This window comes from Bacillus sp. MM2020_4 (assembly GCF_011250555.1).
Taxonomy (GTDB): Bacteria; Bacillota; Bacilli; order Bacillales; family Cytobacillaceae; genus Neobacillus.
The window spans coordinates 1-24,685 of record NZ_JAANMZ010000056.1; the positions used below are offsets into that span (position 1 = coordinate 1).

The window sequence follows — 24,685 nt, forward strand, 5'->3', positions numbered from 1 at the left end:
CATAGTGTCAATCTATTATTCTGAAAATTAATATATTTGGGGTTAATTAAATGATTCAACTTCAATTTACTTATTCTACACCTGGAAACCATCCACTTGAACGACGCAAATAATGGTAGATATTTTGAATTTGTCATGTGATCTTTCCTCCATTTATCATTCAAATGCTAGTAAGAGAAAAAGCAAGGTTTTGAAACCTTGCCTCGACTTCTCCTATAAAGTATTCTAACAATTCTCCTCCACTATACTATTAGCTGCCCTCTTCCTCGCCCGTAAAAATTTCACCACATTTAAAACAATTGTTTTCGATACGGCATAGGTTGGGACGGCTAATACCATTCCAAGCACGCCAGCAAGGTTTCCAGCGGCTAACAAAATAATAATAATGGTTGCCGGGTGCGTGTCTAGGGTTTTGCCAAGAATAAGCGGTGATAAAACATTCCCTTCAATTTGTTGTGCTATGACTATTACCACCACAACTAGCAAGGCCTTTGTCGGGGAATCAAAGAGTGCGATTAATACTGCAGGTGCGCCGCCAATAATTGGGCCGACATATGGGATGATGTTGGTAAAGGCCACCGTTAGAGCCAAAACGAGCGCAAAGGGCATGTCAATGATCAAATAGCCAATGAACGCAAGTGTCCCTACAGCAATAGCTACTGTCACCTGACCTTGAATGTAGGCCGAAAGCGTCTCCCCAGTTTCTTTTAAAATAGATAAGCCTTCCTCCCTGTACACATTCGGAATAAATTTCCCTACCGCTTTAGGGAACTTGTGTCCATCCTTAAACATGTAAAATAATAAAAAGGGAACAGTGACTAAAATAATCGCAATATTAGCAATGACGCCAAATATATTCCCAATAGCGCCTGTAATTCGGTTAGGGAGTGTGTTTCCAAACTGCATTAATCTTTTTTGCATTGATTCGATCAGATCGCTTTGCTGGGTCATAAATCGTTTAAACTCAGAAGAATGCGCCAGATTATCAACAAACTTCATGGTTCTATCCGCATAGCCTGGGATTTCATTAGCAAGGGCTGTTATCTGCTTGGTAATAGCGGGCACCAAATTACTAATGGCTAAAACTAGGATTCCTGCAAATACAACATAAATAATCAGAATAGCGACAATCCTTGGTATTTTTCGCCGTGACAGGAAATTCACAATTGGATTCAGCATAAAAAATAGGAAGCCTGTAATTAAAATCGGAAAGAATATCGTGGAGAAAAAAATGCCAATCGGTGCAAATAAAAATGAAATTTTTGTTGAGACTAAAATGATGGTGAAGAAAAGTAAGATTTGAATCAGCCAGAATTGTAATTTTGACTTTCGCAAAATAGCTACCTCTTATTCTTATGTATTTGTTAAAAGTATATCAAACACAATGTATCAGGTACAATATTTTCCATTGTAAAAAGGACGCTTTCTTCGGGTAACAACCCCTTTTTTGCTATGTTCAGCTTACCGAATAAGAACAGCCCCACCTTCATATAGTTAAGAATGAGGTAGTCTACATTTTCGTAAAGGGGGGAGTTTATGTTTAAATTTTTTTCTTTAAAAAGGCAGAAAGCAAAGGAAAAAGATGAAAAAATAAACTCTCTGATTTTAGAAAAATTAGACCGGATGATTGAGCTTTTGGAAAAGCATCCGCAAGAATCGACTGCAAACGGAAAGAATATTCATCTTGAACATGTTCAGATTGATCATTTGGAAAATATTATTTTTCGCTTAGATCATATCGAAATTGATCAGTTAAGCGGGAAGTTACTGATTGGAACAAATATAACCGGCTCCGATGACTTAGCCGTTTCACTTCTCGGGAAAATTGACAAAGAAAGTACAAAAAAAGAGGCTGCAGAGGAAAACATGGCCCCACAGCAAAAAATGACGCAGACTGAGAAAGGCTTTCGTTTTCATAGCGAACTTTAATCATTCCTGGTTGACATTGGCGATTTTTACATCTGCATCCTCAATAATTGCATCCACCGTATCATTATCGTTGGTTATATTTACATTACAAAATAATTGATTTTGATTCCCGTACGTACTTCCTTGTGCTTGGTTCACCTTTTCGTTTGCATCCATACCGGTTATATGTCCTTCCCCAATCGATACCATCGCATTTTGCAGCATTGTGTTGACGTTTACACTATCGAATGTAAGGTTTGATGTCTTTTCTGCACCCGGATCTTCAAACGAAATATTGATGTCACGATCATCAATCGGGGTATCGATATAATCCGGGTCATTTAAAATGGATACGTTTTGATAAAGAAGATTAGATTGTCCCCCTATTTCTCCAATAACCTGATTTACTTTGCCATGAGCACTCCAGCCAACAGCATTATTTCGTTCACCTATAAAAATGCCGGATTGCCGCTCCATGGACTGGACATTAATATTCCCGGAAAATTTAAATTCAAATGACTGAATCATTCTCTTCACCACATTTCTCCATTTACCATTTTTCTTACATTACCTTATGATTGGAGCCCTGGCATTGTGATGCCGACAGATAACAGAGAAATATTTGTATCATTCGCCCAGGAAATTGAATAGGCTAATAAGAAAGCGGCAGCCTCAGTGATGTTTTATTATTTTTGGCAAAAAAGGATGATCGGTAGATGAAACTTTCTTTAGAGAATATCTCCATTTCAAAAATCGGGAAATCTTCAGGTGTTTTTATTGGAAAAACCAATACCATTAAACAATTTCATCATGAAACTTGCGTAAATGAGGTCGTTGGAAGCCTAACGGGAAGCAAAAATAAGTTAACTCAAAGTGTTTGGATTACCAACAAAGTGAAGGGAGGTTGAATCATACGTGGCATCCCCAATTCTTTCTCCTACATTTCATATCGGCACCATCAAAATCGGAAGCATTGAAGCAGCATCTTGCTTTAGTATTGGAAATAACTTCATTGAGGACTTTAAGAGTAATAAAAAACATTATCAAGGATTAGGCAATCTTCACGGTGACAACAACAACTTTTCTCATTCGACCGCCTCATTAACACATCATGACCCTTCTCAAATGGAAGGGAACCACAATAATACCTCCCCAAACCCTTAAGTAAAAGGGTTTTTCTTTATGTACAGAAAAAGCCATTTAAACTGAGGGGAAACTCCTCGCTTTGAATGGCTATAAAAAGCTTTTAGATATTCCCGCCTAAATTTGGCTTGAAATCCTGATCCAAGATTACTCCATCAATGCCATCTAAACTGTCGATATTATTTCCTACATTCATTGAGACTATATTAAACAGACCAAATGTACCCCCAAATGCCAAATTGTATTTCCGGTTGGCATCCATCCCGGTAACAATTGACTGGCCAACAGTAACGGCTGAGTTTTGCTGTGGTGTATTAACGTTCAATACACCTAAATTAATTACGGAAGGCACCCTATTTCCCCCTATCCTTTCCCCTGCTATAACCATTTTATGTGTTTGGCTTTTTTCGGTGAAAGAATCAAGAAAAACGGGAGCTGTTTTTCCTAATTGCTTGCGGTTACAACTTGCAGCAATTCATTGCGGTCAATATAACTGCCAGTGAATTCATGTGTCAGCTTTCCATTTTCATTAAAAATAAATGTCTTGTTATCATGAATTACTTCCGTTCCTTGTTTTTCAAAATGTACCCCTAATGCATCAGTCAATTTTTGAATATCATTCATGCCCCCCGTAAGCAATTTTAAATAGGACATATCAAAATTCATTTTCTGTGCATGCTCTTTCATTGCTTCAGGTGAATCGTTTTCTGGATCAAGCGACACAGAAACAAGTACGAGATTATCTGTCTTACTCCCATTCGCTTTAAGATCCTGCTGCAGGTTACTATAATTGCCCAATAATATTGGGCAAGCATTTGGATCGATGCAGTTCACATAGGTAAAGGTCAATACCACTGTTTTTCCCAAGAGATTTTGTTTGGACACTTTGTTCCCCTTTTCATCGCTTAAGTTAAAATCGGGCATTGTGACATCTTTTGAAACCTTATGAGCATTTTCTGCCGTTTTTACCTCAACCGAAAACTGTTTTTCTTCCTCAACTTTAGCACCCTCATGTTCGACGAGAATAGTTGCTAGCCAGTCGCCATTCATCGGTAAATCTGCCGTTCCAATATATTTTCCATCACCAATCTCTTCTGCGGTAACAGAAATGGTTCCATGATCCATATTTTTCATATTCAAATTAGCGCTTACTTTGGCACCTTTTACGGGATTACCCGCCTTATCGGTAACTTTAATTTGCATGGCATATGGTTTTCCGGGAGTAAACGTTTTTGGTGCTGAGAGCTTTACGTTTACATTATTTGATGCCCCGCAGCCAGCGGCAACAAATACGAGGAGAAGACTTATGATGAAAATAGATATTTTTTTCATGTAAAAACCAACCTTTCAACAATCCCGCATAGTTAATTCCAACTCATTTCACTATATCCCTCTATCATTGGTTTATCTGTGAAGTTGTTCACGATTTATCTTTCCATATAAAAAGATTCATAAACTTGTCATGAATCTCTTAACGAACTATACTAATTATTTTTCACATCCGTACTTCTATTTTTATTTTGTTAAAAAACCTTCTTTATCTACACGAACGATTCCATATATGTTAAATTAATAAAAATGGAGTTTTCAGAATAATCCGAAGGAGGTTGTGCTTATGCAGCATTTTTACTTATTTATCCTGATGTGTATTCTTCTCATCATTTTACCTGGCCCGGATACCGCGATGACTACTAAAAATACACTTACCGTCGGCAGGTCTGGCGGCATGAAGACCCTTTTTGGAACGTGTTGCGCTTTATTGATTCACACCTTTGCAGCCGTTGTCGGTCTTTCTGCTATTATTGTAAAATCAGCATTATTATTTTCTATTTTTAAATATGCCGGTGCTATTTATTTAGCGTACATTGGCTTTAAAACATTGTGGTCCTTAAGAAGCGGTGAAGTGGCGGCGAGTGTTGACACAAATGGGGAAAATAAATACGGGAAAAAATCATGTTTCCGTCAAGGGTTTCTCACCAATCTCCTGAATCCAAAGGTTGCCATCTTCTTTTTAACCTTTTTACCGCAATTTGTGGACAGAGGGAGTGACACCTTTTTTCCCTTTCTAATTATGGGCATCACCTATACAGTGCTTACGCTTTTTTGGTTCATTCTATTTATCTATTTAATTAATCAAATCAGCGCATTTATGAAAAAGCCGTCCACTCAAAAAGTTGTTCAAGGAATAACCGGGATAGCCCTACTTGGCTTTGGTCTAAAACTAGCCCTTGAAAAATCACATTGATAGAGGGTAGCAAGAGCATTATTTGCACAATGGTAGGAGTAGAAATGGTGTCAGGCACCACGTAAAAAGGACTTCAATGGAAGTCCCTTTTTGTCTTTATTGTTCTATTGTTTGAAGTTTTGATAGCATTGGCCGATTATTTTCCCAGAAAACTTGAACAGGAAGATCAAAGAATGAACTCAACTGTTCGCTTGCTATCATGGTCTTTGTATTTCCCTTCGAAAAAACTTGTCCCTCTCTCAGTAATAGTGTTTTATTAAAAACAGGTAATATTTCTTCAACATGGTGGGTGACGTAAATCAATGTGGGCGCACCAGGGCTGTTTGCCATTCTGTCAATGGACTCTAACAACTGCTCGCGTGCAATAAAATCAAGTCCGTTTGTGGGCTCGTCAAGAATTAGCAGTAATGGATCCGGCATTAAAGCCCTTGCTATTAAGACACGTTGTTTTTCCCCTTGAGACAACGTTTCATAATTTCTGTTTGCATATTCTATGCATCCAAGGTTCTGAAGCAGGCTTACTGCCTTACTCCTTATTTGATCCGTTGGTTTTTCATACAATCCTATAGAGGCAAAGGCACCACTTAAAACCACCTCAAATGCGTTATCACCTGGATAAAACCTCTCTTGCAGCGAGGATGATACAAAGCCAATCCGTTTTCGAAGTTTTTCCCCAAGATATGTTTTCCCAAATTCCATTCCTAAAATCGCTATTTTCCCTTTAGTCGGGAAGTTGTAGGCATTTAGTAAATTTAATATTGCGGTCTTTCCAGAGCCATTTAAGCCGAACAAAGCCCAATTTTCCCCCTTTTGGATTTTCCAATTGATATCCTGTAAAATCCACTTTCCATCACGTTTTAATGAGACATTTTCAAGCTGTACAACCATTTTATGGCTCCTTTCTATCTTCAGAAGGGTTTTTTTATATTTTTATAGTATCAAACTTTTCAGAAAATTAAACATTAAATATCTCCAAAAAAAATAAAGAACCCCATTTAAACTATCTATATTGGATTACTTCTCCATTACTCCTTCACCAAGCGACGATACTTTCCACTATAATAAATTAGCGGTTCAGCATCACTCACATAAATGTCTGTAACACGCCCAATGAATAGTGTATGATCACCCTCAACATGTGCAGCTGTGACCTCACAGGAAATTTGTGTCAATGCATTAGGTAATACCGGGACTCCTTGAAGACGTTCAAACACCACTTCATCGTGATCCTTCAACTGTCCCGCAAAGACCATTGATAGCTCCTTTTGGTCAGCCGACAGTATATTGACGGAGAATGTCCCGCTTTGTTTAATCTTTTCCAACATTTGTGCTTTTTCTGCAATTGAGATTACAACAAGTTGTGGACTAAGTGACACAGACATGTAAGCATTCGCCGTCATTCCATGGACATTTCCATCTACCTCTGTGGCGATGACTGTTACCCCTGTTGCAAATTTACCCATTGCATGACGAAATTGACGATCATCCATTTCATTTACCTCCTTTTCAAACACCTAAGTATCCCTTCTATATTATCTGAATATTAGCTACAAATAAATAATAATATGGAAATTTCTTTACTACCAATATAAACTGAGAATAAAGAATTCTAAAACTTTCACACCTCAAAAGTGAATCTGACTAAGGGTCTTTATGAAAGGAGCTGCCATGGCTTTTCCACTTTTAGAAACAAAAAGATTGAAATTAATTGAATTAACTCATCAACATGTTGAGCCATTATATGAAATTTTATCATTAGAGGAAGTGACTCAGTTTTACGGTACCAATCGCTTTATTTTGCCAGCGGAAGCATCAAGATTAATAGATATGTTTCACAAGAATTTCCTTGATAAACGAGGGCTTCGTTGGGGAATTAAGTTAAAAGAAAACCAACAAATCATCGGCACAGTCGGTCTCAATGCATTACATCTGAAAAATAAACGTGCAGAGATCGGGTATGAACTCCATCCAGCTTTTTGGAAGAGGGGCTTTGCCTCAGAGGCCATCAAAGAAGTACTGCGCTTTAGTTTTAATCAATTAGATTTATTTCGTATTGGAGCAGTGGTTTATCCTGAAAATGAGGCATCCGTCAATTTACTTATGAAGCTTGGCTTTTCGAAGGAAGGAATACTTCGCGGTTACATTCATCAAAATGAGCAATTTCACGATACATATGTATTATCACTTTTACAGCAGGAATGGAAAAACAGCCAAGAGTAAATCTCCTGGCTATTTTCATTCTTCGTCAAAAAGAAAAAAACTAGGAAGTATTACCTTCCTATATGTTCGCTGTCATTGAAAATCAAGAGGTGTCACAATGTTGATTTAACAGTATTTAATTGTTTCGAAAATGTTTTTAGCTGTCAATAAAAGTCTTTAAATTTACCTTAATTTCTTCCATTGGTCACTTTTTGGTCACTTATAGTCACTAAAAAAGCTCGTAGTCTGTGCGACTATGAGCCTGGTTTAATTTCAGCATAACCTAAACGTGTTATATCCTCATCATTACTGCAGTTAACACAATACGGCATAATATCCACTGGAAAATGAGCAAAAGTCGCAAACTCTGATCCACAGAAATCACACCAATAGATGGTTATTTGCTTAGACATACGGTTGCCTCCTTTTGCTCGCTGACTGGCGCTGGCAACTTAGTGATAAAGCGTCCGTAACCATCTTTTGTTTTTATTAAATTCAGCGAATGGAATCGTTTGAGGTTCATTAAGTCCTCAAGTGTATATGGTTTTAGTTCATCCTGCAGCTCCTTGAAGTTTTCCTTGTCACAGCCAGCAATCAACATGTAGCTGGCACTGGCACTTCGAAGCTCCGGCCGTATTGTTTTAATTTGGTTCAGATAGTGGCAACTAAGAATAGGTTTGATATTAAATTTAGGCAAACGACTTAGTTTGGTGGTCAAGAATTTCTCCGTGTTTTCCACCTGATACAATTCGTCAATGACCAGATTAACCTTTGTCATCTTATCCCGGTCATCCTTAAACTTCCGTTTCCTCATCTGCAAAGCCATCCAAATCTTCGTCATCCAGTAGGTTGTATAAACATCTTTTTCATTATCTGTAGTAAACATATGCTCCGGCATCCGAATACAAATTAGCTGGCTTTTCTGCATTTCCTCAACCAAATTAAAGTTATTTTTCGTGGATTTCTTAAGCATTAATTCCATATACGTATTTGCTTTTAATTTATTTAAACGGTCGATAATGCCGACAATGAGGTTAAGTTTTGTGCCCTTTAAATTATCTTCCTTATCGTAATCATCAAGTTCTAAAAGGCTGGTAATCGACTCCTCTAAATTTTCATATTGACTCTTCGGTACCATTCTTAAAAATTTATGTCTTGCGGTATGGGTCTGTAGGACTTGGAAAACATCCTTTATACTACCGCCGGTAATAAAAACAACGAGTGCTGCACTGGTTAAATATCTCTCCATCTTAGGTGATAAATGCGTTTCGGCAGCATTAATGGAATTAACCAATGTCATTAGTTGAGTAGTCTGCTTTTTGGCATTGTCATACTGGATGAAAGGATCATCGCTTACTTCCACTTCGTTATAACCAAGACCTTGTAGTTTTTCAAAATCATCACATTCAACATTCAAGAGTTTCTCTCCTGGGAATAGAGCTGCCACTTCATCGCTTAATTCACAATTACCGATATAGTCAAAGATAATCGTACATTCACCCACCTTCACAGTGTCAAACGAAAGGTTTCCAATTAAAGTCGATTTTCCAGCCCGATTGGGACCAATAAGAATTAAGGATAGATACTTGAATTCCTTATCAGTGGAAAGAAAAGCGTTTTGCTTGTGGCCGCGGTATGTGCTTTCTCCAATCCTCATAATACCCTTCTGTAATTCTTCCGGTACCTGTGTCTCCTGCGTTTCCACCTTCTCGATAAAGTTATATCTCTCTAAAATATCCCGGCCAGCTAAGCTGATAAAGTTCTGCGCCTCCTCGTCTCCTATTTTATTTACCTCAGCTGCCGGCAACGAATAGGCCGTATAATCTATATTTTTCTTGTATGGTTTGGCTATTAATCTATTATCCTCTGTAATCGTTTCAAAGGACTGTGCAAGGCTCCTTGCATTATTACGCTGCCTTAACTTATCCTGGCTCTCACTCATAACCACAATTTGAGCATTTAAAACAGTGGCCGTTGCCTTTTTTGCTGTAGCATCACTGATTTTTTTTCCGCCATTGAGCCGTTCGATAAGTACCTCAAATAAGTGCTCCTCGCCCTTTTTCTTACCACCTGCCATAACTTCTCCTAGATCATCAAACAGACCGGAAACAACCCCAATCAGCATCTTTAAAATATAAGCCGTTCCCACTTTATTTCTATCTGTGGGCAGGTTTCGTTTTACTTTCCGAATAGTCGCTTCATAAGAACTTCTCCAGCTAAACTGCGTGGTAGGGATAAAGTTATAAAACACTCCTACCTTATCCCCTTCTTCCATGACATCTACAACATTTAGTTTGGAGCGAAGCAGATCATCATTTCTTCTATCTGTTGCCAAACTAAGCGCATTTTCTTTCGAGTACACCAACTGGTACTTGGTTGCCGTCTCTGAAAAGTCCGGCAATGACTGAACTTCTTTGACTGTAATATTCATCCAGCTGTCACTAATCTTTTCCTTTATTAAAGTAAGGTGCTGTTTAGGTATCACAAAATAAAACTCCACCTTTTTCTTTTCGATATACACGTAATAGCTGACCTTTGAATTCATTTCAAGGCTGTATTTTGTTCCGAAAAGGAATTCTTTTTTCATAAACTTTATGACCTTGGCATCTTCTTTTTTGATATTGTGGGTAATGTTACGGTAAATGGATGCGATGGATTTGGCGATTTTGTGGGTGGATTGATTACGGATCGAATTGTTAGGAGTTAGTTTTAGGAAGATGTATTCTGGTTTATTGACTCGGACAATTTCGCTTAGTTTTAAAGATTTCACAATACTCCCCTCCAATCTAACGGGAGCCATTGGGTAGTTACCTTTATTAATTCAAGATAAATTTCATTTCTAGTATTCCAATTTTCCGAATCCTGACTTTGTTTCCAATCGAGATAATCTGCGGCACTTTCAAATTTCCTATTAAAATTAAGCCCATAACCATTCCGATAATGAACAACTATTTTCTTGTTCAAATTAAACCCCTCCAAACAAAAATTTCAAAAGAATGTTAACCCCAATCAACACACCAGCCCATCGACCGCCATCCCGCCAGCCACACACTTTAAGCAGAATACATACACCTGTACCCATAAGCGTTGCACCTAAAAGCAAATCCTTTAAAGCATCAAATATGCCAAACAGAGCTTCAGTAGTGACCTCCTTGACGTGCTCCCTAACCCCTTCTGTACCGTTTTTAAAAAGCTCTCCTATTAAACCAAAATGTGTCTCGCCAGTATCATTGTTTAGCATTTTAATTAAATTATCTGTTGCTGGTGTTGGATCCACTACATGACCACCGGCATCTTTCATTCCGAAATGCAAATGTGGACCCGTAGAATTTCCTGTATTTCCACTTAGCCCAATGATTTCTCCCGATGAAACACGTTCCCCTATCTTTGCCTTTACCTCGCTAAGATGACCATAGATCGTTCGAGTACCATCGGGCATTTTAACGGATAATCCTTTACCAATGGCTCCGGATCCGTCAAACACTTTATCAACTACGCCGCCAGCTATAGACCTAAGAGTCGTTCCCTCAGGCATAGCTACATCGATGCCGCTATGCGGCTGCCAATTGCGGACTGGTGAGAGTTCCCCAAATTGACCGGATAATCGAAATTTCATTTTACATCCCTCCAGTTGTCGGTGTGGAGATTTTATCAAAGATACCATCCACTTTATCTAGCCCATATGGCAACCCCAATAAAAACAGATACGTTAACAAGTAGCCGAAAAAAGACTTCTTTGCCGCGTCAACATCTTCGCTAGATAACTTCTTCAAAATATCAAACCCGCCTTTAAACACGATGATCCATTTGCCAATGCCAAGCAGCTCCTTATAAAGTTTTCGTGCCTCAGTATCAATTCCGCTACTCGCGAAAGCAGTAATATCTAAAGTTGTTAAAAGGATAATCGTCACTCCAGCTACTTTATAGATGGTCCCATACTTTTTAAAATGCCTTTCAACTTTTATGGAGAAAGGTTCTTTTTCTTTATGCAAAAACTGACCGATGGACATAACCTCTGTTTTCATTAGTCAAACCTCCGCTCATCTTAGTCAAACTTTATTTTGGTTCCTAACTGCATAGACACGCATTAAATTTAAAATCACGGCATAAGCTGACGTAAGAGCGCGTCGGCTACCTGGCCTGATTCTGCCCTAAAACAAATCCAGTAAAAGCGTTTGTACCGCCTTGTATTACACTTGGCTGTGCAGGCGCTTTTTTAATGCTTTTAACCTTTGTCCCCTCCTCCATATCCCTTTGGATAAGCCTCTTGATGTAAGCTGAGAAATTAGGGTATTGGTCAGCATAATCTTTCATCTGCCTTTGAAATGGGTCTATCACATTAAAGCTAACCGATTTATTGATAATTTTTTTGCTCATTGCTAACTACCTCCTAACTGGTTAATAACTAGATAGTAGCCATTAACTGGTTAACGACTAGTTACTAGCTGGTTAATATACTATATGTGCGTTTGCCTAGATATTGCCTGTCCCATCCAAATTTAATTGTGAAATTTTGAAATTAAATTATGAAAGGGTTTTGAACACGAAATATCGAACATATAATATGGGTGAAAACAATGAAAAAGATAAAAAGTAACATAGGTTGGCTTATCGATAAATCCAAATATTCAAGAGAAGATTTGATGGAAAGATATAAAAAGTCTCGCAATACCATCTCCAATTGGTGTACCGGCAAGAGTTATCCATCGGCCCCAGAAATGTATGACTTGGCCGCATTATTTGGCGTGTATGTAGATGAGTTGTACAGTGTGGAAGATGATGAGGAAAAGGATCCATTATTAAAGCACATTGAAGTGTTAGAACTATCAAGGCGAGTAGAATTGATATTGATGAGAAACGGAATAAATACTGTTAGTGGGTTATCATTAGTTGATCTGACTCGTTTGCGAGGCTTAGGACCAAATGGAATTAAAGAAATAGAAGAAAAATTATCATTTTATAGGAGGAATTGAGCGTGAACCAGAGTAACACAATCAGCAACGAAACGCTTATCATCAATATCGAACGAAAAAAAGATAGTACTGCACGTGGAATAGGAAAAGTTTTTGCATTTACATTTGGTGGATTGGGTATGTTTATTTCATGTTTATTGTTTTTAACCATCATTGGTATACTTCCAGCTATCGGATTATTTTTTATGTCACTTGGTCTAATCTACGTTGCACAAGGTAAACAACAAGTAAAATGCCCACATTGTAAAAAGCATCAACCGATACTCAAGACAGCCGAAAACTTTACTTGTCCAAAGTGTAAAAAACTGACTGTTATTAATTGGAATTAGGAGCACACACCATGACCGTTATCATCCATATCCACTACACATCCTCTGGGAGTAGATCATATCAGCGAGCTGAAATCCAACTCCGCGGTAAATCCAAAGAACGTGCCGCTTTAGATTTTTGGAAGTGGATCCAGAAACGATTGCCATACGGCGGAGAATTAGAAAAGGTTTTAGTCGAAAAAGAAGATATAACCGAGGCTGTTTTGGAGTTAGAAAAACAGGAACAATTAAAAGCTTTTTATGCTGCTGACGATCTACCTTTTTGAGCCCTTTATAGGGTCTTTTTATTTTGGCACAAAATTGCCATACCAACCAATAGGTAACTAACAAATATTGTCGAATTTTAGTAATGAAAGCGAGGAGTGAAAATGAAAACAATATGGCTGTTATTACCGTGGTGGGTACGGGAATCTTGGTATTGGCTTTATTATTATCGACGCGGAAAAATTAAATATGTTGTGTGGGATCTAGGAGGGAGATACAAAGCCGCTGCATCAAATGGGAGATCGACAGTTATCAATTGCTACGGCAGCACACCAGAACAGGCTAGGGAAATGGCAACGTTTAGACTTAAGAAAGCCACGGAAGAAAACAATGGACACTGAGTTATTGAAGGAGATCGTGCAACTATATTACGAGGAAAAAATGTCCACTCGGATGGTCGCAAGAGCTTTGAACGTACAACAAAGTAAAGTTAGGGATTATCTTAATACATATTCCTCCTGAGCCAGGCAAATTTCAGAAGCATGCTTACTAAGAACAACCCCTGAATACAGTGATAAAATAAGGGTAACTAAAATCGGAGAACGAAACACAAGCGCTAAATTAACTGCTGCAAAAATTATTAAAATAAGTAAGGAATATCAGAAGCTTTTACTGATTACCACCAAGACTAGGAGCACCGCACGAACTTGCGGAAAAGTATGGAGTAAAGCGCCCGACCATATGTGATGTAGTGTTAAGGAAGACCTGGGAACATATTTAAGCCCCTCTCGAATGAGAAGGGATATTTTTAAATTAATCAATAATCCGTGTATTTCGTTCCTGAAGTTGACTATAGTCATTTTCTGGTTGTGTAACTTGTTCGTGTGATTGTTGTTGCGATTCGTGTTTAAACAAGGTAAACATTATGATAGATACAATTCTATATGCAGTGCAAATAAAAATTACAGTCGTTCCAATCCAAATACATGTAAATATTTCTTCATATGTGTTTATGCTTTCTTTGTTTGCGATAATAAACATATATATTGAGAATATTACTGTGCAAAATCCACTAAATAAGGATGAACGAAAATAACCAAAAAGCAAAGTTTTACCGTCCACTGTACCACCGGAAGAAGTATAATTGTAAAGATGGTTTATTACTGGACTTTTGGAAATACTAAGAATTATAGCTAATAAAGCTGCAATAAATCCAAGTACAATGGAAGAAAACGAAATTAGTCCATCTAAAACATTATCAAATCCTTTAATGGTCGGATCCAACTGGAAATAGTATGCAATACCCATTATTACTACCCCAAAAATGTATGGATAAGCCTTATCTCGTAATCTTCCCATTTTTGTCATCTCCCAATTAATCTGAGTAATTGCACTCTTCTTGCATTATATAGCTTTTCCATTTCCAATATGACAGCCTCATGATTTAAAACAGCTCGTGGAGGTACTTGAAATGTAGCTATATCATGCGCATTATCATTGAATAAGTCGATAACTTCATTATCAGCAAGCTCGGTCTTTTTTATACTTGCTTGAGCATGACTTACTAAATCTTGATTTTCATAGATTTCATCTACAAGCCCCTTTAAATTACCGCCCAGGGTCGCTTTTCTTTTTCTGCCCACAGTTAAAAGGATTTCCCCAGCAATAGTATCATAATCATCAAAAATGTTTAACCACTTCTTTAATGAATCGCCTGTAACATTTTCATTGGCATTTTTAACATCTGAAAATTTAATCCTTAACTTCCTGACCGAATCTGCACTTTTTACTCTAGTTTGCATGTCAGAAACATAAATAGGACGTAAATTAATTTCTTCATTTGGATCACAAAACTGATTGAAGTATTCTTCAATAGCAGAGGGGCCTAAGCTATATCTGTTTCTTTGAATCATGATAATATTGCAAGATTGATCATATATTGCAGATACGTTCTCCCCTATATATTCATCATCATCCAAATTTACTGGTACAGATTTTGAATTTTTTTTCGCTTTAGAAGGTAAATTAAAATCTCTTAATCTTGTAAAATAAATATCCCAAAGATTTTGAGTGTGTGCCATAAAGGAAAAGTGTTCCATTCTTGCTTGTTCTTGTTTATATTGCACTGTTCTTTCAACAAGTTCTTTGTTCTCTAGAATTGAAAAAATCGCCCTTAAATCGAATGGTACATCCCGTACTGCTGGTAATGAATCCTTTGGCCTACAGGTAACATGAAAATAATCAAAATTAACGTATTTGGTAATCATAGAATGCCTCCCTTAGCAGGAGACCAAACACTCATCTTTATTTAAAATTAATAGCACAAAAATGTAAACTATTATATAATTAAATTAACCAATTATTTGATGACATGTTTGGACAACCTGCATGTCTTTTTTTATTTATTATAGCCTTTATGGTCGAAATTGACTAGTTAATGGCGATATTTGTCAAAAAGCCCCCAACTCAAACGAGAAGGGGCTTTTCACATTTAAAACATCATTGACCAGGTTGCAGGACCAACAATACCATCAGCTGCTAAACCATGACGAGATTGGTAAGCCTTAACAGCTGCCGTTGTCTTAGGACCATAAATGGCATCAGGGTTAACTCCTACAGCCCGCTGGATACGTTCTGTGTCTTTACCACGGCTCCCCTGCTTAATCAAATGTCCTGGATAAGGTACGATGTCTTTTGTTGATGGTGCAGGCTTTGCTGATGCTACAGGAGTCGTTTTCGGCTTTAACACTTCCGCTAGTTTCGCTAAAGTATTAGGGCCCGCAATGCCATCCACAGATAATTTATGCCTTGCTTGGAATGCCTTTGTAGCATCCTCGGTTTCTTGGCCAAAATCACCGTCAGCCCCATAACGTGGTAGTTGCTCTCCGGACTTTATTAAATCCTGTTGATACTTTTTAACAGCATCACCTTTTGATCCTTTTTTAAGCAAAGTTGTCGTTGCTGCAGGTACCGGCTTATTAACAACCGGAATGGGATCCACTGTGGAAGGAGTAGGCTGTACACCTTTTACTAGATTGATAAAATCAGCCCAATTAACGCCCCAATCCCCAGCTCGCAAATGGCGTGGACAGTTTTTGCCTGACCATTTATTATGTTGCACAATATTTGTAATAGGAATATTATGCTTATTCATCAAGTACTGAACTAACCATGCGGCATTGTTAACGGCTTGAACAAAATTACCGTCTGAATTAACGCAGATTTCAATGGCAATTGATTTCATATTGCCTGATCCACGTCCGTCTCCTGCATGCCACCCCACCTCATTATCCGGAAGCGACTGCCAAATTGAGTCGCAGTCTACTTGATAATGCCACGATGCTTCACGTGAATTACCATTGGCTTGTAATCCAGCATGGGCCTCATCGTTGGCTCCTTTTGCGTTATTGTCTGTTTCATGCATTGTAATATGAGTAGGTGCCATTTTGATTCCAGGACGTGTTTTTGTATTGGATGCTGGGATAAATCGTTGATTGATATTCATTACTTGATACATCTCCTTTTAAATTAAAAATAAAAAGCCACTCCGCAGTGCAGCTTATTTCCCGTCGTTTTCGTATGATTTTGTTACATTAAAGCTGGATTTGACTAACCCGTGGCTTTCCAATACTTCTTTTTGCTTCAACCCTTTTTTGCTTAAATAATTGTTACGCCATCCTGCATACAACATGATTGCACCCGATACAACTGCCACAAGATCATTGGTTAACTCGTCGCTGATAGTCTGATAGCCTAGGAGATTTAAAACCGAATTAATGACCGCTACAATTAAAACTAAAAACCTTGCAATGCTCGCTTTATCCATTCTTAATCAGCCTTCCTTTCTTTTTCCAAAGAATCCACACGTTTGTGGAGAGATTTATTTGATTCGTCGATTTTCGCAACCTGGATACTGAGTTCGCCGATTTTCCTATCACTTGCTTTTTGATCGAGTCGAATTTCATCTACGCCTTTGCTTATATAATTAAGCTGGGCTTTAATCTCAGCGTCCTGGCGTGTATCTGTTTTAGTCTCTTTTTGTTTGTTAAATTGGTACGTAAGATAGCTTAAAAGTAAGCCAGCTATTGCAATTAAAAATCCCCACTGTAAGTCCATCTACCATCCTCCTCAAAATAAAAAGAGAGCCTTATAAAAGACTCTCCTAACTACTGTAAGCTGTCCAACTCCCATCCTTGCCCTTGCCATAAATATTAATCCTGTTTTGTCCTTCTTGATACAGCTCGTTCCATTCTACGCTTGCTGTAATATTCGTATTCGCCGCAACCGCACCACCGCTATCCGCTAATGTGCCTGTATTCGGGTCAATGCCTAAGACTCGTACTCGCCATTCGGTTACATCTTGGTCGAATTTAAACGTGATGATGGATTGATTCATTCCGACTTCATCGCTAAGTTTTGACCGAGATGTTGATACGATTGTGACGGCTGGTGGTGTGCTTACTGGTGGTTCTGAATCTAGTCCAACACTAGAACCGTTTTGGTAGTTTTGTAAAACCTCTGAGGCGCTTAACTCCCTATTGTAAAGACGTACAAAAGCTACTCCCCCTTGGAAAGGAGAATAACCACTCCTTATCATCCCCAACGTCACATACGTATAATTGAGGAAATCTACTTCGGGATTGGATGTAAACTGTTCTTTAAAGACTGAATCAACGTAAATTTTAATTAGGTACGCGTTACCCGTTGTTCTTTGAAATGTTAGAGTTACAAAAGCGAAAGTGGATAATGGTACTAAAGTAGTAGTAGTTTTGCTACCAGTCCCAGTATGAGTGTTAATACCATAATATATTTGTAGTGCATTTGAATTGCTAGCGAATGCGATGGCTAGTGCGGTACCAATCGTTTCATTGTCAAAACAGAGTAGATAGCTAAATTTATTGGATTGTCTCTTTACGAGCAAGTCTACAGTAATAGATTGAGGAGCGCTAAAGTTGGTTGCGACAACCTTATCGTCTACCCCATCAAAATACATCCCATCACTTTGCTTAAACACTCCGTTAATCGTCCCGTTGTACTGTCCTTTTGTAGCAGGAGCAATATTCTCCCAAGTAGAACCACTAACCCCTTGCGCAAAATGCCAATACCCAACTAAACCGTCCGTTACTATTGACATACTATCACCCCTTTATAAACGTGGTGATAATCTGTTTGCGCTCGATGGTCTTGTTGCCTGCAATCTCACCATAAAACTCAAGGATAATACTTTTATAAGGCTCATCCGGTGTCGCATAATCATAGAAATACTTGCCCTCTGATAGTTTATTGGCATCCGATAAAATGTAATCCTCGAGCAATTTATACGACCTATCATACACTTTAAACTTAACCAATTGTGGGTCTTGTGGCTTACCATCGAAATTGTAAAATGTGTTTACTGCTCTTATAGCCGTACCTGCAATGACGGTTATATTCATGACACCACTTCCATTTCATTTTTCATGGTGTTCACTTGGAAATCTTGATTCATGGTTTGCACTTGCATGGCATTATCCATAAATTGTAGACTCATTTCCGCTGTTAAAATTTCGCTCTCCATTATGCTAAACGAATGAGAATACAAGGATGATAGATTATCCACTGTATCCATCAATCGACAATACAAGGTTGCTATACCAAGCGGATAGCCGTTTAAAGATAAATAACCCACAAGGTTGTCATCCTCATGGGCAAATGTTAGGTCGTGCCTGCCACCGAGCGCATCCACAATATAAACCTCTTGATAGCTTGATAGAGGCTCGTTGGCTTGGATGGTGACGGGTGTTAAGGCGCTCCGAGTGGTGTAGTTTGGCGCGTATATTTCTAATGTTGGGGCTGTGGTGTCGAGTTCTAAAAGGATGTAGTTCATATACTACGAGCTCCATTTGCCCGTCATATCTTTAGCAAATACCTTGATTACTTTCTGCCCGTCCCCGCTCGATGCTGTCTCTAAATCTACGCCAGTAATCTTAACGGTGATCGGTGTACCAGCAGGATAACTGCCAACATTGCCACTTGTATTCGTTGAGCCGTTTGCTGTGCCAATCGTTGCTCCTGTGGACTCCGCCGCACCTGTGGACGATACAACCTTAACTTTATACTCGCCGAATTGCTTATCAACGGTAAAAGTAAAGGACGATTCATTTTTCCCCGCCATTTTCGATATTTTATTGACATCAGGATTAGTCACTGTAACGGTCGGGATGGACGTATCAAGTGTAATTCCATCACTGGCAATGGAAGATTCGTTGTATACATCGTCACGAATCTTAACGTATACGGTCTTACTCCCGTCACCTGCGGACAATTTTACTTGTTTGCTATTGTTAAAAGTAATCCAGGTAGACAACGCATCTGTGGCTTTAATATTAGTATCATAGGCTGTATCGACATCGCCCCATACTTTCATTTGATACCCGGACTTATCGCTGTCTGTCGTGCCTATCGTGAGGTCAACTAATTGTGCTGTAGCAAAGGTAGCCCCGCCCAAAATTGATAAGCTTGGATTAGCTGGAGAAGTTGTATCAAGCGTCAAATACACAAAATTAGGCATTAATTATCATCCCCTTCAATTTGCTCTTCTTCCACAATAACTCGGCTTTTGTCTTCCAGCTCGATGATATACTTGCCATTTTCCTCACCGACAATGACACCTTTGAGTTTCCGAAATCCGACATTTACAAAGACTTCTCTCATGCCCATCACCTCTTTTCTCAAATAAAAAAGCACCTAAACCGCTAGGTGCCCTAATCCTTCATCTTCTAAAATTTGCTTCACTTGAGGTTTTAACATTTCAGGTACGTCTGAATACTGTTTTAATCCCCTCATGATATAGGTGGCAAACAACATCGCTAATGCTGACATTTTACATTCCTCCTAGTAATAATTCTGTTAGTTCCATAATGGCCATTGCGTTCAATTGACTTTCTTGTTTTATCGTCTCTAATTCAGATGGTTGCTGCTGAGTGTTTTTAATCAGATCAATCTCTTCTTCGCTCATGCCCTCAAACCATGTTTCATTTTCAAAATCATACATAGGATCATAAAAGGAATCTGTCCATCCTTCCAGAACCATGGGATCCTTGTCTTCATTACTTTCTAGGACATCTATGGGTTTCCCTAGTTCATTAACCCGGAAATACTGCAATTAACTCCCTCCTTACGGCCTAAATGAAATTCCTTCAAGGGAAATCAGAGCATTTGTGGCACTATAATCTGGCATAACAAATACATAACCGTTTATATCTACATCTATTCTTATTATTCCGGAAGCTCCATTTCCTCTCATGTACCGTCTTGCACTGGGGCGAAGTCCCCCTGTAGAAGGAAGTTGAAACATAGCATAACCCATACTTCCTGCTTTTGCTGCACCTTCAAAATACACCCGGCCGTCTTTACCCTTGTAGTACCCTATATTTTGATAACCAGATCCATAATTCGTCCATCCATTTAAAAATGATACTGAAGATACTGTTGGCTGAATTATCCCATTTATTACATTTAAATCATCCACGGTAAGATGCTGAATGGTAAATTCATCAAACCCTTCAAAACTACCACTGACAGTATCCCCTAGCGTCCCACCAGTACGTGCAAATAGTTGGGCACCACCAGTCGGTCCTGTATTCCCGAAAAATTCTATTCCCTTAGTTAAGATAGAGAGTGGTGTAGTGGTTGGAGTAGCACCAACATAAATATTATTGCCTACCCTTGCATCCTTTGATGTTGATATATCGCCACTGAAAGTTCCGGAAGCTCCTGTTAAATCTCCTTTGAAATAAACATTTCCGTTAGCATCTACGGTAAATTTACCCCCAGCTAGATTCATAGTGACTCCTGTAATGTATCCAGCTGTGATAGAACCCAGATTCGCTGAAAGTGCTGAGAGCATATTTACGAATATTTCCCTAGAAGTAACACTGTCGGCTGCAATTTTACCGCCATCTATTTCTACCGTTCCTGTTTTAACCCATCCATTAACAATTAGGCCATTTTCAAAACCGTATTTTTCACCATCTGTAGCAGGACGAACCTTAACAGTATCAAACTGAATTGTCTTAGCTGTGATAGCCCTGAAGCCTGTCCACCCACCCATAGGAAATATGGTGTATCCTGCATAACCGGATGGAACACTAGCAGAAGGTAGTTTAATAATCTCAGTGATTGTATACCATTGATTAAGGGTAGGTGAAGCAACATAGTTCTTAAAGTCAATCTTAGTGTCACTATCAGCCGTTGCCTCCATTCTGATAAGAACACCAGCACCATCAATAGTTCCTGAGGTTAACTTAAATGTTATTTCTACGTAAAGGTATTGACTATAGGCAACGTTAGTAACCATTGCCTTATTCATATAAGCATTTGCTCCAGCAGCCACTACCCACTGTACAGCGTTACCCGACGAGTTATCAGAAGTAACCCTTGTAGGCGCTACACCTGTTTGTCCTGTATACCCTGTAGGTAACGTACCTGTCCAATCAGAAAAGTTAGAGTTTTTACCGAAAAGAATAGCTTCGTCACCGTCCAAACCTTTTGGACCCGTAGCACCTGTTGCACCTGTGTCTCCTTTCGGCCCCTGACTCCCGGTTTGTCCTTGTGGTCCCTGAATTCCTTGTTGACCAGCCGGACCAGTATCTCCTTTAGGGCCTTGAGGTCCCTGACTACCGGTATCTCCTTTGTCCCCCTTAATCAAAGACCAGGAATATTTAGAAGGATCCGTACTATCGGCAGCCGTATAATCCGTGTACGTACCAATATAGGTTTTGCCTGTCGAAACGACTGTATCAAATCCAGCTGTACCCGTGGCATTAGTTGCGTAGGCAATGTGTAAATAAGGAGTTAAACCATCTGCCCCTTTTGCTCCCGGTGTACCTTGTGTACCATCCGCGCCTTTTATAAGCGTCCACTTATACTTGTTAGGGTCTGTGCTATCCGTTGCATTAAAGTCTACATACATCCCGATATAGGTTTTATTTGTAGAATCCCCAACAGAAAAACCAGTTGTACCAGTTGAGTTAGTAGCATAGGCGATATGTGTGTACGAGGTTAATCCGTCGGCTCCCTTAGTTCCGGGAATGCCTTGGTCGCCTTTGGGTCCTTGTAATCCCTGTAGCCCTTGAGCACCTGTGTCACCCTTAGGACCCTGAGGGCCAGTATCGCCCTTAACCTTATTCCAAGTATATGCAGCTACACTATTGGAGTCCGCGGCAGTAAAGTCCACATAGGTTCCAATCCACTCGCCAACAGTCTCACCACTGTTTGTAGTAAAGGTGGTACCACCGTCATTAGAGTACTTAATGTGGAGATAGCTTGTTTTACCATCAGATCCCTTTTCCCCAGGTACTCCATCGGTACCCTTGATTAGGGTCCACTTATAAGCCGTATAAGACGATGGTGCACTAGGAGTGGTAGTGGTTGCGACGCCGATATATAAAGCACCTGCAGGTGTATCTGTCATAGGGTTACCATTAGCATTTACGCTATATTTGACCCATAAAAAACTGCTTGAGCCGTCTGCACCTTTTTGTCCGGGCTGCCCGTCAAAATAGTCCACACCTTTGATCGGAGTATAGCCATCCTCCCCACGGACTTTATTCCAAGTATAGGCACTAAAGTTATTGCTGTCTGCTTCGGTAAAATCCACATAAGTCCCGATATATTTCCCAACCGTTTCCCCATTATTTGCGGTAAAGGCCGTGCCATTATCACTGTATTTGATATGGAGATAAGACGTTTTACCGTCCGCTCCCGTCTCCCCCTTAATGCCATCTGTACCTTTAATGAGTGACCAAGTATAGCTGGCATAACCTGTAGGAGCGGTGCCTGTGGTAGTTGTAGCAATCCCGATATATTTTGCACCAGTTGGATCGGTGGTCATCGGGTTGCCATTTGCATTTTGACTATAGCGTATCCATAAAAAAGAGGACTGCCCGTTTTGGCCGTCCTTCCCGTCGAAATAGTCTATGCCTTTTACAGGAGTGTAACCCGGGTCACCTTTTGCTCCCGGGACACCTTGGTCTCCCTTGTCACCTTTAATCAATGACCATTGATAATCGCCATAGGTTGATGATTTAACAGCAGTAGTTTTATTATAGGCAATCCCCATGTACTTTTTACCATCTGGATTATCGCTCATACCCGTTGTTGGAGTATCGGCGTATTTAATCCATGTATAAGGCCTCATTTCGGCAAGTTTCGTCTTAAATTGTTCCTGTAGTAATTTCCATTCAGCCTGTATGTCTTCTTTGCTATATTCAATAAAATCGCCATATTCCACTTCTTTGCGTGAGCGATTTTTAATGCTTCTTTTCACAGATAGAACCCGGGCTTCTAAATAAATTGGAGGGTTTTTGTCCTCATCCTTGACCCGATTTGTATCTCCGAGCCGTACTTTTTCATGCTGCAGTCCAAAAACATGCTCAAGGGCAACCGTTTTAAGCGAGTATTGGATTTGAGGTGTTACTCTTTTGGATAATTCGATTTCTCCAAGCGATCTTAATCGACTCTCAGTCATGTCACTGTTTTCTGTTTGAGGTTCGTAAATGCCCCAAAGATGGCGACCTTCATCATTCCATTTTTGGAAGGCTTCTTGGTCTTCCACAATCACCATTAGCCGGGTACCATCATCATGGACAGGGCCATAGCATTTAAGCGCAGTGACTAACTCTCCTGAAGTTTCCCTGCGCTCTATCCCTTCAATATCCTTGCCAAAAACAACCTCTTTACCAGACAGCTCCCCCCTGCGCTGGATCATATCGACAAAACGGGCAACTACCTTGCTTCCGGCAACTTCGACTCGGAAACGTAATTCTAAACCAAATAGTTGGGCGACCGTTTTAATAGCCTCATAAGCGTCCAAAGGTTCGGTAAATTCAACGGTCCTTAATCCGGTAAATTCGACTATTCCTATTTGCCAACGAGTACCACTAAGGACATAATCACCGGCTGTGGATGGTGTCTGGCCATCTAACACTATTGGATCAATTACTTTCTGTTTTCTCAAATCCACAAAAGAGCCCATTGTGTAAAACTCTTTTGTATTATTGATTAGATAAGGCTCAGTCAGGATAAATTCTTTAAATTCCCCGTCCTCTCCTGGTATCACGATTCGTCTGCGAGAGGTTAAAAAGCCCGCCTTTGTATGGTTAGCAGGCATAAAAAACTTAAATGTTTCTACACCTTTTAAATCCTCGAAATGCTCATCATTATAAAAATCTGCCTCGGAAAGAACGGCTAAAATATCATCTGTCCGTTCGTCAATGATATGGATCATTTAAACCGCTCCCTCCAAGTCACTTTTGCTGTAACAGCATCGGCAGGCTGCACCATGATGTTATTAGCACCTTTTTTCAAATTAAAAAAACTAGACCCGAATGTTTTAATCAGTCTAGTTTCGCCGTTTATTCGTATATCGTTTGTCTTGTGATCAATTTCGACCACGTCCCCCGGCTGGACGATGTAAGGGATTCCTGTTTGCTGGTTGATGCGCTGGGATAACACTTCCTGCGCTCTATTCCGGTTCAAAGTTGGGCTGTTTCCGTATTTCATAAAACAAACTGCCACAGAGGCAACGCTCCGGGTAAATAAGCCAGCTGTGTCCAAAAACTTGTATGATATCTCTTCTTCCACACGACCGCCTTCTCCTCTAGTTCGTGCCATTCTTGCAGTAAAGACGTTCCCTTCTTTTT

General features: G+C 39.4%; 35 protein-coding genes. 9 read left to right on the forward strand and 26 right to left on the reverse strand.

From position 1 onward, the window contains the following. Positions 1 to 225: 225 nt before the first annotated feature. Positions 226 to 1,335, reverse strand: coding sequence for an AI-2E family transporter (locus tag G6554_RS22520; protein WP_166246051.1), 1,110 nt, complete (start codon positions 1,333 to 1,335; stop codon positions 226 to 228). Between the two features lie 201 nt (positions 1,336 to 1,536). Between G6554_RS22520 and G6554_RS22525 the strand changes: the two genes are divergently transcribed. Then, positions 1,537 to 1,929 (forward strand): hypothetical protein, encoded by a 393-nt coding sequence (locus G6554_RS22525; protein ID WP_166246053.1) that lies wholly within the window; start codon positions 1,537 to 1,539, stop codon positions 1,927 to 1,929. Here G6554_RS22525 and G6554_RS22530 read toward each other — a convergent pair whose 3' ends face one another. Beyond that, a complete protein-coding gene (locus G6554_RS22530; protein WP_166246055.1) occupies positions 1,930 to 2,445 on the reverse strand; it encodes a hypothetical protein in 516 nt (171 codons plus the stop codon). Between the two features lie 179 nt (positions 2,446 to 2,624). On the opposite strand from G6554_RS22530, the gene G6554_RS22535 reads away from it, so the two are divergent. Both G6554_RS22535 and G6554_RS22540 read left to right on the forward strand, forming a co-directional pair. Then, the gene (locus G6554_RS22535; RefSeq protein WP_166246057.1) at positions 2,625 to 2,816 is read left to right on the forward strand and encodes a hypothetical protein; all 192 of its coding nucleotides are present in this window, start codon (positions 2,625 to 2,627) and stop codon (positions 2,814 to 2,816) included. A gap of 7 nt (positions 2,817 to 2,823) precedes the next feature. Further along, positions 2,824 to 3,072 (forward strand): hypothetical protein, encoded by a 249-nt coding sequence (locus G6554_RS22540; protein ID WP_166246059.1) that lies wholly within the window; start codon positions 2,824 to 2,826, stop codon positions 3,070 to 3,072. A gap of 82 nt (positions 3,073 to 3,154) precedes the next feature. Here the strand turns inward: G6554_RS22540 and G6554_RS22545 are convergent, their stop codons facing one another. Together G6554_RS22545 and G6554_RS22550 are read right to left on the reverse strand one after the other, a co-directional pair. Then, positions 3,155 to 3,403 carry a hypothetical protein gene (locus tag G6554_RS22545; protein WP_166246061.1) on the reverse strand — a complete coding sequence of 83 codons (249 nt, stop codon included), beginning with the start codon at positions 3,401 to 3,403 and terminating at the stop codon, positions 3,155 to 3,157. Between the two features lie 92 nt (positions 3,404 to 3,495). Continuing rightward, entirely contained in the window at positions 3,496 to 4,383 is an 888-nt protein-coding gene (locus tag G6554_RS22550; RefSeq protein WP_166246062.1) for a FixH family protein, read from the reverse strand. Between the two features lie 283 nt (positions 4,384 to 4,666). Here G6554_RS22550 and G6554_RS22555 point away from each other — a divergent pair, with 283 nt between their 5' ends. After that, positions 4,667 to 5,296, forward strand: a complete 630-nt coding sequence (locus G6554_RS22555) for a LysE family translocator (protein ID WP_166246064.1) — start codon at positions 4,667 to 4,669, stop codon at positions 5,294 to 5,296. A gap of 96 nt (positions 5,297 to 5,392) precedes the next feature. On the opposite strand, the gene G6554_RS22560 is transcribed toward G6554_RS22555, so the two are convergent. Together G6554_RS22560 and G6554_RS22565 are read right to left on the reverse strand one after the other, a co-directional pair. Beyond that, the gene (locus tag G6554_RS22560; RefSeq protein ID WP_166246066.1) at positions 5,393 to 6,184 is read right to left on the reverse strand and encodes an ABC transporter ATP-binding protein; all 792 of its coding nucleotides are present in this window, start codon (positions 6,182 to 6,184) and stop codon (positions 5,393 to 5,395) included. A gap of 137 nt (positions 6,185 to 6,321) precedes the next feature. Then, entirely contained in the window at positions 6,322 to 6,786 is a 465-nt protein-coding gene (locus G6554_RS22565) for a flavin reductase family protein (RefSeq protein WP_166246068.1), read from the reverse strand. 178 nt (positions 6,787 to 6,964) lie between these two features. On the opposite strand from G6554_RS22565, the gene G6554_RS22570 reads away from it, so the two are divergent. After that, on the forward strand, positions 6,965 to 7,516 hold the full coding sequence (locus G6554_RS22570) for a GNAT family N-acetyltransferase (RefSeq protein ID WP_166246070.1): 552 nt from the start codon (positions 6,965 to 6,967) through the stop codon (positions 7,514 to 7,516). A 233-nt stretch (positions 7,517 to 7,749) separates the two neighbouring features. On the opposite strand, the gene G6554_RS22575 is transcribed toward G6554_RS22570, so the two are convergent. The 6 genes from G6554_RS22575 to G6554_RS22600 all read right to left on the reverse strand — a co-directional run bounded on the left by G6554_RS22575 (position 7,750) and on the right by G6554_RS22600 (position 11,872). Then, a complete protein-coding gene (locus G6554_RS22575; protein ID WP_166246072.1) occupies positions 7,750 to 7,908 on the reverse strand; it encodes a hypothetical protein in 159 nt (52 codons plus the stop codon). Next, complete coding sequence (locus tag G6554_RS22580) at positions 7,893 to 10,265, reverse strand: type IV secretory system conjugative DNA transfer family protein (protein WP_166246074.1); 2,373 nt, start codon at positions 10,263 to 10,265, stop codon at positions 7,893 to 7,895. Before G6554_RS22580 ends, G6554_RS22575 begins: the two co-directional genes overlap by 16 nt. After that, on the reverse strand, positions 10,262 to 10,459 hold the full coding sequence (locus G6554_RS22585) for a hypothetical protein (RefSeq protein ID WP_166246076.1): 198 nt from the start codon (positions 10,457 to 10,459) through the stop codon (positions 10,262 to 10,264). Before G6554_RS22585 ends, G6554_RS22580 begins: the two co-directional genes overlap by 4 nt. A 1-nt stretch (position 10,460) precedes the next feature. Then, positions 10,461 to 11,111 (reverse strand): M23 family metallopeptidase, encoded by a 651-nt coding sequence (locus G6554_RS22590; RefSeq protein ID WP_166246078.1) that lies wholly within the window; start codon positions 11,109 to 11,111, stop codon positions 10,461 to 10,463. 1 nt (position 11,112) lies between these two features. Further along, complete coding sequence (locus G6554_RS22595) at positions 11,113 to 11,520, reverse strand: hypothetical protein (RefSeq protein ID WP_166246080.1); 408 nt, start codon at positions 11,518 to 11,520, stop codon at positions 11,113 to 11,115. Between the two features lie 106 nt (positions 11,521 to 11,626). Then, positions 11,627 to 11,872, reverse strand: a complete 246-nt coding sequence (locus tag G6554_RS22600) for a hypothetical protein (RefSeq protein ID WP_166246049.1) — start codon at positions 11,870 to 11,872, stop codon at positions 11,627 to 11,629. 200 nt (positions 11,873 to 12,072) lie between these two features. Here G6554_RS22600 and G6554_RS22605 point away from each other — a divergent pair, with 200 nt between their 5' ends. The 4 genes from G6554_RS22605 (at position 12,073) to G6554_RS22620 (ending at position 13,402) form a co-directional block, all read left to right on the forward strand. Then, positions 12,073 to 12,468 (forward strand): helix-turn-helix domain-containing protein, encoded by a 396-nt coding sequence (locus tag G6554_RS22605; protein ID WP_166246082.1) that lies wholly within the window; start codon positions 12,073 to 12,075, stop codon positions 12,466 to 12,468. 2 nt (positions 12,469 to 12,470) lie between these two features. Next, positions 12,471 to 12,797 (forward strand): hypothetical protein, encoded by a 327-nt coding sequence (locus tag G6554_RS22610; protein ID WP_166246084.1) that lies wholly within the window; start codon positions 12,471 to 12,473, stop codon positions 12,795 to 12,797. A gap of 11 nt (positions 12,798 to 12,808) precedes the next feature. After that, positions 12,809 to 13,063, forward strand: a complete 255-nt coding sequence (locus G6554_RS22615) for a hypothetical protein (protein ID WP_166246086.1) — start codon at positions 12,809 to 12,811, stop codon at positions 13,061 to 13,063. A 102-nt stretch (positions 13,064 to 13,165) separates the two neighbouring features. Beyond that, the gene (locus G6554_RS22620; protein ID WP_166246089.1) at positions 13,166 to 13,402 is read left to right on the forward strand and encodes a hypothetical protein; all 237 of its coding nucleotides are present in this window, start codon (positions 13,166 to 13,168) and stop codon (positions 13,400 to 13,402) included. A gap of 412 nt (positions 13,403 to 13,814) precedes the next feature. On the opposite strand, the gene G6554_RS22625 is transcribed toward G6554_RS22620, so the two are convergent. From G6554_RS22625 to G6554_RS22685, 14 genes are all read right to left on the reverse strand, one after another. Beyond that, positions 13,815 to 14,360 (reverse strand): hypothetical protein, encoded by a 546-nt coding sequence (locus G6554_RS22625; RefSeq protein WP_166246092.1) that lies wholly within the window; start codon positions 14,358 to 14,360, stop codon positions 13,815 to 13,817. Between the two features lie 5 nt (positions 14,361 to 14,365). After that, positions 14,366 to 15,268 carry a DUF6731 family protein gene (locus G6554_RS22630; RefSeq protein ID WP_166246095.1) on the reverse strand — a complete coding sequence of 301 codons (903 nt, stop codon included), beginning with the start codon at positions 15,266 to 15,268 and terminating at the stop codon, positions 14,366 to 14,368. Positions 15,269 to 15,492: 224 nt separating this feature from the next. Continuing rightward, on the reverse strand, positions 15,493 to 16,506 hold the full coding sequence (locus G6554_RS22635; RefSeq protein ID WP_166246099.1) for a peptidoglycan recognition protein family protein: 1,014 nt from the start codon (positions 16,504 to 16,506) through the stop codon (positions 15,493 to 15,495). A 54-nt stretch (positions 16,507 to 16,560) separates the two neighbouring features. Next, complete coding sequence (locus G6554_RS22640; protein ID WP_166246102.1) at positions 16,561 to 16,827, reverse strand: phage holin; 267 nt, start codon at positions 16,825 to 16,827, stop codon at positions 16,561 to 16,563. 2 nt (positions 16,828 to 16,829) lie between these two features. After that, complete coding sequence (locus G6554_RS22645; RefSeq protein WP_166246104.1) at positions 16,830 to 17,117, reverse strand: hypothetical protein; 288 nt, start codon at positions 17,115 to 17,117, stop codon at positions 16,830 to 16,832. Between the two features lie 46 nt (positions 17,118 to 17,163). After that, entirely contained in the window at positions 17,164 to 18,135 is a 972-nt protein-coding gene (locus tag G6554_RS22650) for a LamG domain-containing protein (RefSeq protein ID WP_166246107.1), read from the reverse strand. 4 nt (positions 18,136 to 18,139) lie between these two features. Beyond that, the gene (locus G6554_RS22655; RefSeq protein ID WP_166246110.1) at positions 18,140 to 18,436 is read right to left on the reverse strand and encodes a hypothetical protein; all 297 of its coding nucleotides are present in this window, start codon (positions 18,434 to 18,436) and stop codon (positions 18,140 to 18,142) included. Continuing rightward, on the reverse strand, positions 18,433 to 18,867 hold the full coding sequence (locus tag G6554_RS22660) for a hypothetical protein (protein ID WP_166246112.1): 435 nt from the start codon (positions 18,865 to 18,867) through the stop codon (positions 18,433 to 18,435). The genes G6554_RS22655 and G6554_RS22660 overlap by 4 nt, the downstream gene beginning before the upstream one ends. 3 nt (positions 18,868 to 18,870) lie before the next feature. After that, on the reverse strand, positions 18,871 to 19,551 hold the full coding sequence (locus G6554_RS22665) for a hypothetical protein (protein ID WP_166246115.1): 681 nt from the start codon (positions 19,549 to 19,551) through the stop codon (positions 18,871 to 18,873). Next, positions 19,551 to 19,694: a hypothetical protein gene (locus tag G6554_RS22670; protein ID WP_166246117.1), complete on the reverse strand. Its 144-nt coding sequence runs from the start codon at positions 19,692 to 19,694 to the stop codon at positions 19,551 to 19,553. The genes G6554_RS22665 and G6554_RS22670 overlap by 1 nt, the downstream gene beginning before the upstream one ends. Before the next feature lie 33 nt (positions 19,695 to 19,727). Next, positions 19,728 to 19,862, reverse strand: coding sequence for a hypothetical protein (locus G6554_RS26105; protein WP_278187293.1), 135 nt, complete (start codon positions 19,860 to 19,862; stop codon positions 19,728 to 19,730). A 1-nt stretch (position 19,863) separates the two neighbouring features. Continuing rightward, on the reverse strand, positions 19,864 to 20,145 hold the full coding sequence (locus G6554_RS22675; protein WP_166246120.1) for a hypothetical protein: 282 nt from the start codon (positions 20,143 to 20,145) through the stop codon (positions 19,864 to 19,866). A gap of 12 nt (positions 20,146 to 20,157) precedes the next feature. Beyond that, positions 20,158 to 24,270 (reverse strand): phage tail spike protein, encoded by a 4,113-nt coding sequence (locus G6554_RS26110; RefSeq protein WP_166246122.1) that lies wholly within the window; start codon positions 24,268 to 24,270, stop codon positions 20,158 to 20,160. After that, on the reverse strand, positions 24,267 to 24,685 hold a 419-nt coding region (locus G6554_RS22685), incomplete at its 5' end, for a phage distal tail protein (RefSeq protein WP_207343143.1). The genes G6554_RS26110 and G6554_RS22685, both read right to left, overlap by 4 nt.

What these genes read in the sequence shown, in the direction of transcription:
- G6554_RS22525 (WP_166246053.1), top strand. Translation starts at nt 1,537, where the DNA reads ATGTTTAAATTTTTTTCTTTAAAAAGGCAGAAAGCAAAGGAAAAAGAT.
- G6554_RS22535 (WP_166246057.1), top strand. Translation starts at nt 2,625, where the DNA reads ATGAAACTTTCTTTAGAGAATATCTCCATTTCAAAAATCGGGAAATCT.
- G6554_RS22550 (WP_166246062.1), bottom strand. Translation starts at nt 4,383, where the DNA reads ATGAAAAAAATATCTATTTTCATCATAAGTCTTCTCCTCGTATTTGTT.
- G6554_RS22555 (WP_166246064.1), top strand. Translation starts at nt 4,667, where the DNA reads ATGCAGCATTTTTACTTATTTATCCTGATGTGTATTCTTCTCATCATT.
- G6554_RS22560 (WP_166246066.1), bottom strand. Translation starts at nt 6,184, where the DNA reads ATGGTTGTACAGCTTGAAAATGTCTCATTAAAACGTGATGGAAAGTGG.
- G6554_RS22565 (WP_166246068.1), bottom strand. Translation starts at nt 6,786, where the DNA reads ATGGATGATCGTCAATTTCGTCATGCAATGGGTAAATTTGCAACAGGG.
- G6554_RS22570 (WP_166246070.1), top strand. Translation starts at nt 6,965, where the DNA reads ATGGCTTTTCCACTTTTAGAAACAAAAAGATTGAAATTAATTGAATTA.
- G6554_RS22575 (WP_166246072.1), bottom strand. Translation starts at nt 7,908, where the DNA reads ATGTCTAAGCAAATAACCATCTATTGGTGTGATTTCTGTGGATCAGAG.
- G6554_RS22590 (WP_166246078.1), bottom strand. Translation starts at nt 11,111, where the DNA reads ATGAAATTTCGATTATCCGGTCAATTTGGGGAACTCTCACCAGTCCGC.
- G6554_RS22595 (WP_166246080.1), bottom strand. Translation starts at nt 11,520, where the DNA reads ATGAAAACAGAGGTTATGTCCATCGGTCAGTTTTTGCATAAAGAAAAA.
- G6554_RS22600 (WP_166246049.1), bottom strand. Translation starts at nt 11,872, where the DNA reads ATGAGCAAAAAAATTATCAATAAATCGGTTAGCTTTAATGTGATAGAC.
- G6554_RS22605 (WP_166246082.1), top strand. Translation starts at nt 12,073, where the DNA reads ATGAAAAAGATAAAAAGTAACATAGGTTGGCTTATCGATAAATCCAAA.
- G6554_RS22615 (WP_166246086.1), top strand. Translation starts at nt 12,809, where the DNA reads ATGACCGTTATCATCCATATCCACTACACATCCTCTGGGAGTAGATCA.
- G6554_RS22620 (WP_166246089.1), top strand. Translation starts at nt 13,166, where the DNA reads ATGAAAACAATATGGCTGTTATTACCGTGGTGGGTACGGGAATCTTGG.
- G6554_RS22625 (WP_166246092.1), bottom strand. Translation starts at nt 14,360, where the DNA reads ATGGGAAGATTACGAGATAAGGCTTATCCATACATTTTTGGGGTAGTA.
- G6554_RS22630 (WP_166246095.1), bottom strand. Translation starts at nt 15,268, where the DNA reads ATGATTACCAAATACGTTAATTTTGATTATTTTCATGTTACCTGTAGG.
- G6554_RS22635 (WP_166246099.1), bottom strand. Translation starts at nt 16,506, where the DNA reads ATGAATATCAATCAACGATTTATCCCAGCATCCAATACAAAAACACGT.
- G6554_RS22640 (WP_166246102.1), bottom strand. Translation starts at nt 16,827, where the DNA reads ATGGATAAAGCGAGCATTGCAAGGTTTTTAGTTTTAATTGTAGCGGTC.
- G6554_RS22645 (WP_166246104.1), bottom strand. Translation starts at nt 17,117, where the DNA reads ATGGACTTACAGTGGGGATTTTTAATTGCAATAGCTGGCTTACTTTTA.
- G6554_RS22650 (WP_166246107.1), bottom strand. Translation starts at nt 18,135, where the DNA reads ATGTCAATAGTAACGGACGGTTTAGTTGGGTATTGGCATTTTGCGCAA.
- G6554_RS22655 (WP_166246110.1), bottom strand. Translation starts at nt 18,436, where the DNA reads ATGAATATAACCGTCATTGCAGGTACGGCTATAAGAGCAGTAAACACA.
- G6554_RS22660 (WP_166246112.1), bottom strand. Translation starts at nt 18,867, where the DNA reads ATGAACTACATCCTTTTAGAACTCGACACCACAGCCCCAACATTAGAA.
- G6554_RS22665 (WP_166246115.1), bottom strand. Translation starts at nt 19,551, where the DNA reads ATGCCTAATTTTGTGTATTTGACGCTTGATACAACTTCTCCAGCTAAT.
- G6554_RS22670 (WP_166246117.1), bottom strand. Translation starts at nt 19,694, where the DNA reads ATGAGAGAAGTCTTTGTAAATGTCGGATTTCGGAAACTCAAAGGTGTC.
- G6554_RS26105 (WP_278187293.1), bottom strand. Translation starts at nt 19,862, where the DNA reads ATGTCAGCATTAGCGATGTTGTTTGCCACCTATATCATGAGGGGATTA.
- G6554_RS26110 (WP_166246122.1), bottom strand. Translation starts at nt 24,270, where the DNA reads ATGATCCATATCATTGACGAACGGACAGATGATATTTTAGCCGTTCTT.